The following is a 14188-nucleotide window of genomic DNA, read 5'->3' as shown; positions in this document are numbered from 1 at the left end:
CGTCCTCGTCTATTCTGCGGCATAGATCACGTCACGCACGGCCTCGAGCCCGCGTTTGGTGTCTGCCATTGGGGCGACCAGAGCCACCCGGATATATCTGTCACCGGGGTTCAACCCGTCGATTTCCCGCGCGAGATAGGCACCGGGCAGCACCCGAACGCCGGTCTTCTGCCACAGCTCCAGCGCCGCGGCCTCGCCATCCTCGACCGGCAGCCACAGGAAAAACCCGGCCTCCGGTGCGGCATAACCCGGCACGTGCCCAAGGGTTTGATCCGCCAGATCGTATTTCGCGTGATACTGCGCCCGGTTGTCGATCACGTGGTCCTCGTCGGCCCAGACCGCAGCCGCCGCATGTTGCAGCGGTGTGGGCAACGGCGTGCCCGCATAGGTGCGCAATTGCTTGGCCTCGCGAATGGTCGCGGGGCCACCCACAATGAACCCTGACCGCAACCCCGGCAAGTTCGACCGCTTGGACAGCGAATGAAACGCCACGACGCGCTCTGGGTCCGCACCCTCCATGCATTCCAGCACACCGACAGGCGGCACCTCGCGGTAGATCTCGGAATAACATTCGTCGGCAAAGACCTGAAAATCATACCGCTCGGCCAGCGCAATCAGATCACGCCAATAGGCACGATCCGCCACAGCACCCTGCGGGTTCGCAGGCGAACACATGTAACACGCCACCGCCCGGTTCAGCAGCGCCTCATCCACAGAGGCAAAATCCGGCAAATGCCCGGTCTCCGCCGTGGCGGGCACCAGGATCGGCTCCGCCCCCGCCGAAATCGCGGCCAGCATATAGACCTGGTAAAACGGGTTCGGCATCAGAACCACGGGCCGCTGCCCGTTTTTTTCCTCGGGACACAGCGCCATCCCGGCGTTGTAGAGCCCCTCGCGCGTACCGTTGAGCGGCATCACATTGGCATCGGCGTCCATCGACACCCCATACCGCCGCCCCAGCCAGTCGCAAAACGACTGCCGCAGCTCCGGGATACCCTCGTTCGGGGGATAGTTGTTGAACCCGGCCGCATGCTCGGCGATCACATCCGTGACCCACGCCGGAAACGCATGTTTCGGCTCGCCAATGGTCATGTGCACCACATCACCGCCGGGCGCGTGATGATCCAACAAAGCGCGCAGACGCGGAAATGCATAAGCCGGAAGGTTCGAAAACCGCTCGGGAAACTTCATGAAACTGCCTCGGTCTCGGGATCATTATCGCCCCGTTTCCACCAGATTAACCCAAGCAGGACTCCGCCGTCCAGAAAAACAAAAGCAAAACCGGATGCCGTGACAAATCCGCAGCTTCTTCTGGCCAGAAATACCACGGGGGGTTTGGGGGGAGCCCCCCCATTCCAGAAAATAAACCGTGTCGCGCAGCGGCCTTTGGATTACCGCAACACCGCCTCCGCCGCGGCCCCGTGCCGCAAGAGCGCCGCCTCGCCCATCGGTTTTCCCATCAGCATGATACCACAGCTGGGCACGCCTGTGGGCAGCGTCAGCGCGCACAACCCCATCAGGTTCCCCACTCGCGTATTGCGCAGCGCCATCAGGTTCTCGGTCTTGTAATACGCGCTGTCGCTGTTCAGCCGCGCCAGATCGGGGGGCAGGATCGGCGCCGTCGGCGCCAGCACCGCGTCAAACGGGGCCACCGCGGCATCCCACGACGCGCGCGCGGCTTCCAATGTGGACCACGCGGCGTGATACTCCGGCGCACTGACACCGCCGCCCGCCCGGAACCGCTCCAGAATCTCGGCATACATGGCCTCCGGGTTGGCTTCGATCACGTCACGCCACAGCCCATATGCCTCGCCCGTGTAGAGCGGTCCGGACAATGCCATGGCTCCCGACAACGCTGGCACCTCCAACGGTACAATCGTTGCGCCTGCTTCCTGCAACCGCTCCACCACAGCCTGATATGCCGCCAATGGGCCGTCGCGGATGTCATCGAGCACGACGGTCTGCAACGCCGCAAACCGCACGCCCGTCATCGATGCCCCGCGCAAATCCGGCGCGCTGCCACCGGCCATCGCGGCATAGAGCAACGCGGCATCCTCGACCGTCCGGGTCAACGGCCCAACCGTGTCAAACTTGAGGCTCAGCGGCACGCATCCTTCGAGCGACAGCCGCCCCGATGTCGTCTTGAGCCCCACCAGATCGTTCCACGCCGACGGAATGCGGACCGACCCGCCCGTGTCCGATCCAATGGCCGCCGGGGCCAGCCCGAATGCCACCGACGCCGCCGCCCCCGACGACGACCCCCCGGGAACCGCATCCGGATCATTCACACAAGGCGGCGTGGCCGTGGACGGGTTATAGCCCAAACCCGAAAAGGCCAGCTCGCTCATATGCGTCTTGCCCAGACAGATCAGCCCTTGCGCCGCGGCGTTGGCCAACACAACCGCATCGCGGTCCGGCACACGCCCTTTCAACAGCAGCGATCCGGCCTCGGTCCCGTCGCCTGTCGTATCGAACAGGTCCTTCCAGCTGATGGGGACCCCGTCCAGCGGCGACAGCCGCGCGCCCGCCTTTGCCCGGTCCGATGCCGCGCGCGCCTCTGCCAATGCACGGTCGGCCGTCAGGCGTGCATAAATCCGATCGTTGAGGGCGTGCGCCTCGATGCGCTCCAGATACTGTTCCGTCACATCAATCGGGTCGGCCTCACCCGACGCAATGGCGCGGCCGATCCCGGCCGCTGTCATGTCAAAAAGATCCTGCACCGCGCCCTCCAATCCATCGCCCCGAACGGTAGCGACGTCGCAACGCATGGACAATCCCATGACCGCATCCATATTGCCCCGCATGATGCACCGCAGCGATATCCTGATCACCGGTGGCGGCCTCGCAGGCCCCCTCCTTGCCCTTGCTCTGGCCCGGACGGGACAGCGCGTAACGGTGATCGACGCGCTTGGCGAAAAGGTGCGGCGCAATGCCGGTTTCGATGGGCGCAGCTATGCCGTGGCGCTCACGTCCTGCCGATTGCTGCAAGCGCTGGATTTGTGGTCAGGGCTGCAAGAGCACGCGCAGCCGATCCTTGAAATCAAGGTGTCTGACGGGCGCGCCGGGCAAGGGCCGTCGCCCTTCTTTATGCATTTTGACCACGCCGAAATCGAAGAGGGTCCGATGGGTCACATGATCCAGGACCGTCACCTGCGCCGCGTTCTACTGGATGCGATGGCGGACGCCGACGGGATCACCCATATCGCGGGCCGTACAGTGACCGACCATTCGGTCAGCCCCGGCGCGGTGACCGTCACACTCGACAACGGCGATACGCATTGCGCGCCGCTCCTGATCGGTGCCGACGGTCGCAGCAGCGGCACCGCCGCACGGGCCGGGATCAAGCGGACCGGTTGGAGCTATGGGCAAACGGCGCTGGTCTGCGCCATCGCGCACGAGAAACCGCACAACGGCGTCGCACACCAGTTCTTCATGCCCCCCGGCCCGCTTGCCATTCTGCCACTGCCCGGCAATGTCAGCTCCATCGTCTGGAGCGAGACCGCCGAAAACGCCGAAGCCTTTCAAGCGCTCCCCGATGCCGACTATCTGACGATGCTGCGGCCGCGTTTTGGCGATTTCCTGGGAGAGATCAGCCTGACCGGCAAACGGTACACGTATCCGTTGTCCCTGTCGCTGGCCCAGACATTGGTGGCCGACCGCGTGGCCCTGATTGCCGATGCCGCCCACGGCGTGCACCCGATTGCGGGTCAGGGCCTGAATGCCGGTATGCGCGACGTCGCCGCGCTGGCCGAGGTGATCACGGATGCGGTGCGCCGGGGTGAAGACATCGGAAGCCCGCAAGTGCTGTGCCGCTACGAAGAGTGGCGCCGGTTCGACAACACCGCGCTGGCCGTCGCCACGGACAGCTTTAACCGATTGTTCTCAAATGACAGTTCATTGATCCGAACGGTGCGCGATATCGGCATGGGAGTTGTGAACGCCCTGCCCGGCCTGCGCCGCGGGTTCATGCGCGAGGCTGCCGGGCTTACCGGGGATCTGCCGCGCCTGATGAAAGGTCAGGCGCTTTAGCGTCATCATCAAGCGACCGGGCCTCATCCACCAACATGACCGGAATCCCGTTGCGGATCGGATAGGCCTGACCGGCGCCTTCCGACACCAGTTCGTTCCGCTCCGCATCATAGCGGAGCGTGCCGTGCGTTTCGGGGCAAATCAGCGCCTCCAGCATGCGGCGATCCACGACAGTGTCGGTCATTGCATCATCTCGCCTTCGCCGCCGCGCAGATCAAATTCGATCAGCGTGATCAACGTCTCGCGCCGCGTGCTGAGCGACGGCGCTTCGAGCAGCGCCTGTTTGTCCTCGGCATCGAAATCCAACATCATCGACAGCGAATTGATCAGCAATTCGTCATCCGCCTCCTTGAGCGTTTCCCAGTCTGCCGATAGCGACCGCGCGTCAAAATAGCGTCCCAACGTGTCGAGAAACGCGGGCCGGTCGAATGTCGTGTCCTCTTCGGTCCGGCCCCGATCCCGGTCAAATCCGTCCCAATTGACTTCGCACCGGCGGTAAGGTGTGAACCCTTCGACCTCCGCTGTCACCCGGAAGCGCGAAATCCCGGTGAGCGTAATCAAATATCGGTTGTCCTCGGTCTCTGAAAACTGGGTCAGGCGCCCGGCACACCCAATGGTGTGCAACCCGTGCCCGTCGCGCCCCGCAACCTCGTTCGGCTGTACCATTCCGATCAACCGACCCGGCGTTTTCAGCGCGTCGTCCAGCATCTGGAGATAGCGCGGCTCAAAGATGTGCAGCGGAAGGCGCGCGCGCGGCAGCAAAAGCGCACCCGGCAATGGAAACACGGGAATCGTCCCGGGGAGGTCTGCCACTTTTATCATGAAATATCAGCTAGCCCGCCGCACGGCTCAGGCAAATATCATCGAACTCAGACGCCGCCGCCCGTTCAGAACAACCGGGTCGTTTGGCTTGAGCGCATCAAAGATGGTGAAAAGCTGCGCCTTGGCAGCACCGTCGTTCCATTCACGGTCGCGCTTGAACATATCGAGAAGCGCATCAACCGCGCCCTCCGCATCGCCGCTGGCGTGCAAGGCCTGTGCAAGGTCAAACCGCGCCTGCATATCGTCCGGATTGGCGTCAACCGCAGCACGCAGTTCGGCCACGGGCCCTGCATCCGCAGCCTGCTTGGCAAGCTGCAGTTGCGCATGTGCCGCTTCCAGCTCCGGGCTGTCCGAAATCTCGGCTGGTGCACCGTTCAGGATCGCCTCGGCCTGCTCCAGATCGTCCATCGCGATGTGCGACCGCACAAGCCCGCCATAGGCACCCGCATGGTTCGGCTCTTCGCCAAGGATCGCGGCAAAGGTTTGCGCTGCATCCACAGCCGCGCCTTCGGCCAACATCTCTTCTGCCGCGGCCACAGCATCGTCCAGCCCTGCCCCCGGCGCTTCACCACCCGCCGTCTCAATCACACGCTCTACGAAGGCAGTGATTTCGGACCCCGGCACCGCGCCCTGAAACCCGTCCACCGGTTGGCCCTGCCAGAACGCATAGACGGTCGGAATGGATTGGATCCGCATCTGCGACGCGATCATCTGCGCTTCGTCCACGTTGATCTTGACCATCTTCACCGCCCCTTTGGCGGCTTTGACAGCGTCTTCGAGAAGCGGACCAAGCGTTTTGCAGGGGCCACACCACGGAGCCCAGAAATCGACGATCACCGGCGTGGTCTGGGACGCCTCGACCACATCCTGCATGAAGGTGGCTTCGGAGCCGTCCTTGATCAAATCGGCCGCGTCAGGGCCTGCAGACAATCCCAAATCCATGATCGTGGTCCTTCTCTCATCGTTTTGGGATATATGGATGGGAATGCAGGGAGTGCCAAGGGGGGGATGTCACCCGCGGGTTCATCGCTGGTTTCCCCTGCATTCGGGACATCGCTCAGAACCCAGGAAGAGGCAGATTGCCAATCAGCTTCCAAAGGGCTTCAAAAACCGGGGTCAGCTTCTGCACCACCCAATAAACGGCCCCTGCGGCCCCACCAGCTGCGGCAGTCGTGCCCAAAGGATGGTCCTTGGCATGCTGCGCCTGAAGTTTGGCCCATTCGCCCGTGGTTTTTAGTCACTCCGTCAAGCGCCCGTTGATCCGCCCGAGAACAGCCGTCGCCTGAACCGACACGCGCTGCAATTCCTTACCCGCGGCCTCTCTGTCTTCATCCGTTGCCGCCGTCAAATACCCACGCCGCGCCCCTTCCTCGCGGCGGATCAGCATTTCGAGCGTATCGCTGACATTCTGAGCAAACACACCCCGCGCATCCTCGGCGGCAAGGATGTCGCGCGCTGCCGCCAGTCGCGGTGGCAGCTCACGGCTCAGCACATCGGGCGGTGTTTCCGTCTCAAACTGCGCACCGCGCATCGCATCGGGATAGTATTCCTGTATCAGCGCATCACTTTCGGACAAAAACCCGGTGATCCGCGACATGTCGAACCCATCGAGCGCTTCGACCTTATACGGATCGCTCAAAACAGCACGCACACCGTTGGCCAGAAACCACAGAATGCGCCCGTTCACAGGTGTTTGCAGCACAAACTGCGCATAATCCTGGAAGTTCTGGCAAATCTCCTTGCCCAAGCGGTTTTCCGTCGTCCCGCTGAGCCGGGTGGAGATGAAATTGAGTGCTTCGACCAGATCTGCATGGCGCTGATCCACCGGTTTGGCCGACGTGTCGGTCAGGGAAGCGGCATAGAATTCATCCGCCGCCCGCTCGATCTCAATGAGACTATCAGACAGAAGCGGACCGGTGAGGAGCAGAGGCGGCGGGGCCCCCGGCGGCGTCCAGTCTTTGAGGTAGTCAAAGAGAGCGCGAGCGCGTTCAGAGTCGTCTTCTATCTCAGAGATTTCTTTGATGCGCGGATCAATTCCCGTGGCCGCGCAATGTAGAAAGGTCAACTCACTACCCTCAGGCGCAGTCAGCAACAACGGCAAATTTCTCGTCGGACGAAGGTCCTGCACATCGGATTCATCCAGCCATAGTGCATCTAAAAGAATGAGGCCGGAAAGCGGTCCTATGTCGGTTACCTTTGTTCCATCAATTGTAAGACCATCAAGGTTTATGAGACCAGCAATGGGCGACACATCCGTCACATCAGTTTCGGCAAGGTTCAGCCATGTCAGAAGGGTTAAGGATGAGAGAGGAAGAAGGTCAATTACTCGCGTTCTTGCAAGGTCCAGCTGGTCAACCCGGATATCGGCGCGAGGTCGACCACAGAAGTGTTTCTGAGCCGCAAACTTGCCAGATGTTCCAAGCGGGACAGATGTTGCAGATCGACGACTTGCGTGCCTCCCAGCTGAAGGACACGCAAACCCCTTAGGCCGGAAATCGGCGTCAGATCGTCGATCTATGTGTCGGCGCAATGCAACTCCTCAAGCATCTCAAGATCTGCGATGCTGTCCGGCAGGCGCTCAAGGGCGCGGGTGCCAGGCTGGGACAGGTCCAAACGGGTCGCGCCACTGGCGGTCGCATCGGCGATCAAGCGCGTCGCCAGATCAAACGCCTTTTCCACTTCGGTCATTGCCTATCCCTCCGCGGATCACTCAAATGCAGCCGCACGCAGCACTCAACCAATAAGCCTGGATGGCAACACCCAAGCATCACACATCAAACGTCGCGAACACCGGCGCATGGTCGCTCGGCTTCTCCCACCCACGTGCATCCCGCAACACACGGCTCCCCGATGCCGCACCCGAAATGTCCGGCGTCGCCCAGATATGATCCAACCGCCGCCCCTTGTCCGCTGCATCCCAGTCCTTCGCCCGGTAACTCCACCAGGAATAAAGCTGCCCCTCCGGAATATCCTGCCGTGTCACATCGACCCACGCGCCCGCTGCCTGCACCTCGGCCAGCGCATCCACCTCCGCCGGCGTATGGCTCACAACCTTCAACAACTGCTTGTGGCTCCAGACGTCATCCTCACGTGGCGCAATGTTCAGATCGCCAACCAGAATGGACTTTTCCGGTTTCGAAGCCGCAAAATGATCCCGCATATCCGCCAGATAATCGAGCTTTTGGCCAAACTTCTCGTTCTTGTCGCGGTCCGGCACGTCCCCACCCGCAGGCACGTAAAAATTGTGCACCGTAACACCGTTTTCCAACCGCCCTGCAATATGGCGCGCATGACCGAGGCCGGCGAAATCAAACGCCCCTGCCTCTTCGATCGGTGTGCGCGACAGAATGGCGACGCCATTATATCCCTTGTCGCCGCGCGCCACCATGTGGGGATAACCAAGTGCCGCAAACCCCTCCCGCGGGATCTTGTCCACCGGGCTCTTGCATTCCTGCAGGCACAGCACATCCGGCCCCTCTTCCTCCAGCAATTTCAGCACGATGGGCTCGCGCAAGCGCACAGAGTTGATGTTCCAGGTGGAAAGAGTGAAGGACATGGACGGCTCCGATAGACTGACACCTCCGACCGTAGCCGCGCGCGCGCGGCTCCACCAGCGCCAATGCAACCCTGTCTCTGTTCAAAAAATCCCGGGGGACGCTCGCAGAGCAGGGGGCAGAGCCCCCTCATAATGTTGTCGCCGCAGGCGTCATCTGGATCACGCAACGCACAAAAAAACCCGGGCACGAAGCCCGGGCAAGTCCAACAGGGAGGTACATAGCTTGGGTCAGAAACCCGCTGGCCATGTGCAGCATCAGGTAAGTCATAGGCGGCGCAGTTCAAGGCCACCTTGACCCAGATCAAGACACCAGACGGTACCCACCGGATTCGGTCACGAGAAGACGGGCATTGGATGGGTCCGGTTCAATTTTCTGGCGCAGACGGTAGATATGTGTCTCGAGCGTGTGCGTCGTCACACCCGCGTTGTATCCCCAAACCTCGTGCAGCAGCACGTCGCGCGCCACAACACCATCGGTCGAGCGATAGAGGAACTTGAGGATGTTCGTCTCTTTCTCGGTCAGGCGGATTTTGCGGTCGTCTTCGGTGACCAGCATCTTGACCGATGGCTTGAACGTGTAGGGCCCAAGCGTGAACACGGCATCCTCTGATTGTTCATGCTGGCGCAGCTGCGCGCGGATGCGGGCCAAAAGAACGGGGAACTTGAAGGGCTTGGTCACATAGTCGTTGGCCCCCGCATCAAGGCCGAGGATCGTGTCGGCATCCGTATCATGACCGGTCAGCATCAGGATGGGCGACTTCACGCCCTGTTTGCGCATGACACGGCACAACTCGCGCCCATCCGTGTCGGGCAGGCCCACGTCGAGGATCACCAGGTCATAGATCGCTTCCTTGGCGCGCACCAACGCATCCTGACCGTTTGCGGCCTCGAACACATCAAAGTCTTCGGTCATGATCAACTGTTCGCTGAGCGCTTCGCGCAGGTCTTCGTCATCATCGACCAGCAGGATTTTTTTCAACTGTGCCATGGGTGCACACCTCCGTGTTTGTTGAGTGATACATGTGTGAAGGCCGCTCATTGGGCAAGTTTTGCCATCCGTCTCTCACGGCCATGTGTCGCGGGGCCGTGAAATGTTTCAATTCCGCTGCGATTTGCTTATGTCAGGCGGGCGGGACGGCCGCCGTTGTAACATGGGATCGCGGAATGCCTCTTGGGCCTGATATCATTGAAACCTTGGCCCGGGCACGTGGTGACCTGCGGATGGGGGTGCCGGTGGTCATTTCCGGTGCCACGCCAGTGATCATAGCCGCCGCGGAAACGCTGTCCTCGGACCGGTTGGCCATGCTGCGCGGCGTGGGCCGCGATCCGGTCCTTGCCGTGACCGCGTGGCGGGCTCAGACCCTCAAGGCGCGGGTCTATGACGGCGATCTGGCGAGGATCGAGGTGCGCGCGGACATGGACCTAGGCATGCTGCAAGCACTGGCCGATCCAAAGGACGATCTGCAAACGCCCATGAAAGGTCCGCTTGCGACGCGACGCGCAGGCGATGCGGCGACGCACCGCGCGGCGATCATGCTGTGCAAGGCGGCCCGGCTGTTGCCAGCGGTGTTCTGCGTCGACATCGACGAGGATGCGCAAAGCACTGTCAGCCGATACGGCCTGACGATGATCGACCTTGACGCAGCCCAACCCCATCTCAGCACCAGCAGCCCGTTGCACCCGGTCGTACACGCACGTCTGCCACTGGCCGTGTCCGAGGCCGGACGGCTGCATGTTTTCCGCCCCGAAGACGGCAGCGAAGAGCATTACGCGGTTGAGATCGGACGCCCCGACCGTGCGCGGCCTGTGCTGGCCCGACTGCACTCGGCCTGTTTCACCGGGGATCTCATGGGGTCACTCAAATGCGATTGCGGACCGCAACTGCGCGGCGCACTGGCGCAGATGGGGGCCGAAGGTGCGGGCGTGTTGCTGTATCTCAACCAGGAAGGGCGCGGCATCGGTCTGGCCAACAAAATGCGCGCCTATGCCTTGCAGGATCAGGGGTTCGATACGGTCGAAGCCAATCACCGGCTCGGGTTCGAGGATGATGAGCGGGACTTTCGACTGGGGTCGGACATCCTGAAGTCACTTGGGTTCAGCGCTGTACGGCTCCTCACCAACAACCCCGCCAAGATCGCGATGATGGAGGCCAGCGGTATCGCAGTGCCCGAGCGCGTGCCGCTCAAGGTCGGTGAGACGCATCACAACCACGGCTACCTCGCGACGAAGGCCGCAAAATCGGGGCACCTGCTGTGACGCCACGGGACATGGTGGTGTGCCCACGCGGTTTGCGTTTCGCCGGACGCGTGTTTCCCTGCACGATCGGGCGCGGGGGACTGTCGGATCGCAAGGCCGAAGGAGACGGCGCGACCCCGCGCGGCGTGCACCGCATTGTTGGCATGCTCTATCGACCGGACCGTATGGCACAGCCTGCAGATTGGGCGGTGCCGATCCGTCCGGGTGATGTGTGGTCCGATGATCCCGGGGACGAAGACTATAATCACATGGTGCGCGCGCCCTACGCGCCCTCGCACGAAGTGCTGCGGCGGGCGGACCCGCTTTATGATCTGGTGATTTTGACCGATTGGAACTGGCCATATGCGGTGCCGGGCCGGGGGTCGGCGATTTTCATTCACCGATGGCGCAGGCCCGGTTATCCGACCGAAGGCTGTATCGGCCTGCGTCCCGGTGATCTGGCGTGGATTGCGCCGCGGATCGGATATGAAACACGGCTGATCGTACCCTGAGGAGCCGGATGGCAACCCGGCCCTTCGGGGAGGATTTTTTCAGAACAGAGACGCGGGATCAGTCCTATTCGGGATACTTGCGGTTCGCCCTGGCGGTCGCGAGCACCTTGCGCCCTGCTTTGGTCCTTGTTTGCCATTGATAGGTGTGGACCTCTCCCGAAGGGCAGGCGCTTTTCCATTTGAAAGCACCAAAGGGGAGCGTTCCATTCTGGATGACCTTCACCTTGCCACCGCCGTGACTGAAGCTTGGCACGTCTAGATCAACGAGTTTGAAATCGATGCGCGTCGTCCCCTCGGACACGAGGGAAAGGTGAAAGGCCGGGATGTCGCCCCAATTGAAAGCAATGTTGAATTCTACGGCAGCCGGGCTGGCGAGACACAAGGCGACGCCAAGGATGGGTAGATGTTTTACAATACAGTTGGTTTGAAAGGACGTTGCACAGCGGGTGCGTAGGGCCGTCCTTTCGTCAGGCTGTTCCCGTGCGCGCACCAAAGATGGCAGAGCCCACGCGCACATGGGTGGCACCGAGGGCAATGGCCGTTTCAAAGTCGGCGCTCATCCCCATGGACAGTTGATCGAGGCCGTTTCGAGCGGCAAGTTTTGCCAGCAAGGCAAAGTGCAAGCTGGGTTCTTCGTCTACAGGCGGGATGCACATGAGGCCCCGCACCGGGAGGTCGAGTTCCCGGCACATAGTCACAAACGCGTCCGTATCGGCGAGCAGCACGCCCGCCTTTTGCGGTTCTTCGCCCGTGTTCACCTGGATGAAGAGATCAGGGCAGTGCCCGGTTTCCTGTGCAAGGCGGGCAAGCGTTGTCGCCAGCTTTGGCCGATCCAGGGTATGGATGGATTGGCATAGCGCGATGGCCTGGCGTGCCTTGTTGGTTTGCAGCGGTCCAATGAGGTGCAGGTCGATATTGTCATATGCGCTGCGAAAGTCAGGCCATTTGCCAGCCGCTTCCTGCACACGGTTTTCACCAAAACAGCGGTGGCCCTGGTCGAGCACCGCAGCCACCCGTTCGTTTGGCTGTACCTTGCTGACCGCGATGAGGTGGACGGACCCAGAGGCGCGGCCCGCTTTTTGCGTAGCGGTCTCGATGCGGGCGGTGATTTCAGCGAGGGACATGGGCGCGGGTCCTGTGGGGGTCTGTGTTGCGCCCTTAAACTATGCTTTGCAGGCAAAAGAAAAGGGGCGCGCCATAGGCACGCCCCAAATCGTCGGATGATTTCAACTATTAGAAGTTGAAGATCACACCCAGGTCAGCAACGGTGTTGCCGGCTGTGTTTTGGCCGATACCGCCGCGCAGCGACACACCGCCGCCCAGACCGTGACGGAAGCCGATTGCGACAACTTCGTCATTGGCGTCAACGCCAGTGTCGGAGAAGGCAAAGCGGATTTCAGTCGCGTCGGAGATGTCGTACTTGACCGAGAAACCGTAGCGTGTGTCGGTACCGGCTGTGTCATCGTCAGCAACCAGGATCGAGAATGCGAACGCACCGATTTCACCGTCGAACGAGATCGCCCAGAAATCGTTGTCAACGCTTGTCGATGTCGTTGCAGTCACAGCAGTTGCTTCTGCGCTACCGATGGCTGCGCCAACCGAGTAGTTGCCGAAGTTGTAGCCAACACCGATCATGTACTCTTCGAATTCAGTCGCTGTTGTCGCTGTCTGAGCCGTTGTGCCGTCGGTAACCGATGCGGACACTGTGAAGTCGCCAGCTGTGTAGCGCAGTTTCACTGTGGGCAGGACTTCTGTGTCGTCGCCGGACACACCGAAGCCGCTCACAACGTTGGCTGTGCCAGGGACGGAACCCAGGTTGTAGCCGGACGACTGTTCGGCGAACGATGTCAGACCAACGCCATAACCGTAGAAGTTGACCACGTCGCCGGAGTCGATCACGTCGGACACGTTACCAACGTCGAGGCGGAAGCCGCCTGTCGACACAGCAAAACCAGCTGCGGAGCGCTGTGCAACGTTGGAGTTGCCGTTTGCTTGGTCGTCTGTCTGCCAACGGATACGGCCTTCGAACTCCAGACCGTTGTCTGCAGTGGCTGTGCCGGTTGCTGTCAGGCGGAAACGCTGTTCGATGCGCGTGTCATCGTTGCCAATCGTTCCGTCATTGCCTTCTTGGTAGAACAGGCCGAAACGGCCAAAGCCACCAAACGTTACTTCCGCAGCTGCCATGCCTGTGGTGGCGATGAGCGCGGTTGTAGCGAAGAGAACTTTTTTCATGAGTTTTCCCTCGGTTTTCTAGTCACACGCCCTAACCGGGGAATCCGGCGAGGGGATGGATGCTGTGTCACTCATTTGGTGGTGCATCTCAAGGAGGGCCTTTTGACCCGCGGCAATTCCGGTAGGGGATGGTGCAGCTTTGCCACAGTCGCCATCCGGACACCGCCACAGCTTATATTGCACCCGCCTTGCGAGGGCGCATCAAGTTGTCTATCACAACGCACAGGCAAGAACGGGTGGGACACCGGATGAGCAAGGATCGCAATGTCGCGCGGCGCGCGGTGCAGATTTTGGGGTTTGCCCTCATATTGGGTTTGGCAGGCTGTGGCCTGCGATTTGGATCCAACAGCGCCGGTCCGCCCGAGCAAGATCCCGATATTGCGCGGGAACAGACGGGTGGCGCAGGTACGACAATCCAGGAAGCGCTGGCCAACCGGCGCAACGAAGAACGGATCGTGCAGGTCAACCGTTATATCTGGACGGCGTCGCTGCAGGTTCTGGATTTCCTGCCGATCCAGGAGGTCGATCCCTATACCGGCGTGATCATCACCGGATTTGGCACACCACCCGGGGGTGGCACCGCATACCGTGCAACCGTCCTTATCCAGGACCCGGCACTCGATGCCCGGTCGCTGAACGTCGCGCTGCAAACGCGGCGTGGTCCGGCGGGTGCATCCACGGTGCGCGCGGTTGAAGACGCGATCCTGACCCGCGCACGGCAACTGCGCATTGCGGATGGTGGACGCTAGCCCCTTTTAGCCCACGGCTTTCCACACTAAGAACAGCGCCGGGCCCCTGCCCG

16 protein-coding genes are annotated in these 14188 nt (G+C 61.5%); 4 read left to right on the top strand and 12 right to left on the bottom strand.

What is annotated here, in order from left to right; genetic code table 11:
- Positions 1–9: 9 nt before the first annotated feature.
- Positions 10–1191 (bottom strand): aminotransferase class I/II-fold pyridoxal phosphate-dependent enzyme, encoded by a 1182-nt coding sequence (locus tag ACERHN_RS11920; RefSeq protein ID WP_415919246.1) that lies wholly within the window; start codon positions 1189–1191, stop codon positions 10–12.
- A 200-nt stretch (positions 1192–1391) separates the two neighbouring features.
- Positions 1392–2720 (bottom strand): amidase, encoded by a 1329-nt coding sequence (locus ACERHN_RS11915; RefSeq protein WP_415922732.1) that lies wholly within the window; start codon positions 2718–2720, stop codon positions 1392–1394.
- Between the two features lie 46 nt (positions 2721–2766).
- Here ACERHN_RS11915 and ACERHN_RS11910 point away from each other — a divergent pair, with 46 nt between their 5' ends.
- Positions 2767–4029, top strand: coding sequence for an FAD-dependent monooxygenase (locus ACERHN_RS11910; protein WP_415919245.1), 1263 nt, complete (start codon positions 2767–2769; stop codon positions 4027–4029).
- Here the strand turns inward: ACERHN_RS11910 and ACERHN_RS11905 are convergent.
- The 7 genes from ACERHN_RS11905 to ACERHN_RS11875 form a co-directional block, all read right to left on the bottom strand.
- Positions 3986–4213 carry a Trm112 family protein gene (locus ACERHN_RS11905; RefSeq protein ID WP_415919244.1) on the bottom strand — a complete coding sequence of 76 codons (228 nt, stop codon included), beginning with the start codon at positions 4211–4213 and terminating at the stop codon, positions 3986–3988. The two genes, ACERHN_RS11910 and ACERHN_RS11905, sit on opposite strands and share 44 nt — an antisense overlap.
- Positions 4210–4851 carry an LON peptidase substrate-binding domain-containing protein gene (locus ACERHN_RS11900; protein ID WP_415919243.1) on the bottom strand — a complete coding sequence of 214 codons (642 nt, stop codon included), beginning with the start codon at positions 4849–4851 and terminating at the stop codon, positions 4210–4212. The genes ACERHN_RS11905 and ACERHN_RS11900 overlap by 4 nt, the downstream gene beginning before the upstream one ends.
- A 27-nt stretch (positions 4852–4878) precedes the next feature.
- On the bottom strand, positions 4879–5793 hold the full coding sequence (gene trxA, locus ACERHN_RS11895) for a thioredoxin (protein ID WP_415919242.1): 915 nt from the start codon (positions 5791–5793) through the stop codon (positions 4879–4881).
- A 295-nt stretch (positions 5794–6088) separates the two neighbouring features.
- Positions 6089–6916 carry a hypothetical protein gene (locus ACERHN_RS11890; protein WP_415919241.1) on the bottom strand — a complete coding sequence of 276 codons (828 nt, stop codon included), beginning with the start codon at positions 6914–6916 and terminating at the stop codon, positions 6089–6091.
- Positions 6917–7365: 449 nt separating this feature from the next.
- Positions 7366–7539 carry a hypothetical protein gene (locus ACERHN_RS11885; RefSeq protein WP_415919240.1) on the bottom strand — a complete coding sequence of 58 codons (174 nt, stop codon included), beginning with the start codon at positions 7537–7539 and terminating at the stop codon, positions 7366–7368.
- 79 nt (positions 7540–7618) lie between these two features.
- Positions 7619–8407 carry an exodeoxyribonuclease III gene (locus ACERHN_RS11880; RefSeq protein WP_415919239.1) on the bottom strand — a complete coding sequence of 263 codons (789 nt, stop codon included), beginning with the start codon at positions 8405–8407 and terminating at the stop codon, positions 7619–7621.
- Positions 8408–8708: 301 nt separating this feature from the next.
- Positions 8709–9395, bottom strand: a complete 687-nt coding sequence (locus ACERHN_RS11875; protein WP_415919238.1) for a response regulator transcription factor — start codon at positions 9393–9395, stop codon at positions 8709–8711.
- Between the two features lie 176 nt (positions 9396–9571).
- Here ACERHN_RS11875 and ribA point away from each other — a divergent pair, with 176 nt between their 5' ends.
- Both ribA and ACERHN_RS11865 read left to right on the top strand, forming a co-directional pair.
- The gene (gene ribA / locus ACERHN_RS11870; RefSeq protein WP_415919237.1) at positions 9572–10663 is read left to right on the top strand and encodes a GTP cyclohydrolase II; all 1092 of its coding nucleotides are present in this window, start codon (positions 9572–9574) and stop codon (positions 10661–10663) included.
- The gene (locus ACERHN_RS11865) at positions 10660–11154 is read left to right on the top strand and encodes a L,D-transpeptidase family protein (RefSeq protein WP_415919236.1); all 495 of its coding nucleotides are present in this window, start codon (positions 10660–10662) and stop codon (positions 11152–11154) included. The genes ribA and ACERHN_RS11865 overlap by 4 nt, the downstream gene beginning before the upstream one ends.
- Positions 11155–11218: 64 nt before the next feature.
- Here ACERHN_RS11865 and ACERHN_RS11860 read toward each other — a convergent pair whose 3' ends face one another.
- From ACERHN_RS11860 to ACERHN_RS11850, 3 genes are all read right to left on the bottom strand, one after another.
- The gene (locus tag ACERHN_RS11860; protein WP_415919235.1) at positions 11219–11536 is read right to left on the bottom strand and encodes a hypothetical protein; all 318 of its coding nucleotides are present in this window, start codon (positions 11534–11536) and stop codon (positions 11219–11221) included.
- A gap of 85 nt (positions 11537–11621) precedes the next feature.
- Positions 11622–12278, bottom strand: coding sequence for a YggS family pyridoxal phosphate-dependent enzyme (locus ACERHN_RS11855; RefSeq protein WP_415919234.1), 657 nt, complete (start codon positions 12276–12278; stop codon positions 11622–11624).
- 109 nt (positions 12279–12387) lie between these two features.
- Positions 12388–13386, bottom strand: a complete 999-nt coding sequence (locus ACERHN_RS11850; RefSeq protein ID WP_415919233.1) for a porin — start codon at positions 13384–13386, stop codon at positions 12388–12390.
- 248 nt (positions 13387–13634) lie between these two features.
- Here ACERHN_RS11850 and ACERHN_RS11845 point away from each other — a divergent pair, with 248 nt between their 5' ends.
- On the top strand, positions 13635–14135 hold the full coding sequence (locus ACERHN_RS11845) for a DUF3576 domain-containing protein (protein WP_415919232.1): 501 nt from the start codon (positions 13635–13637) through the stop codon (positions 14133–14135).
- The last annotated feature ends 53 nt before the right edge of the window (positions 14136–14188 follow it).

This window comes from Tateyamaria rhodophyticola, assembly GCF_047777875.1.
GTDB lineage: Bacteria > Pseudomonadota > Alphaproteobacteria > Rhodobacterales > Rhodobacteraceae > Tateyamaria.
The sequence above is the reverse complement of the archived record's forward strand: the minus strand, read 5'-3'. Positions and strand labels throughout refer to the sequence as shown.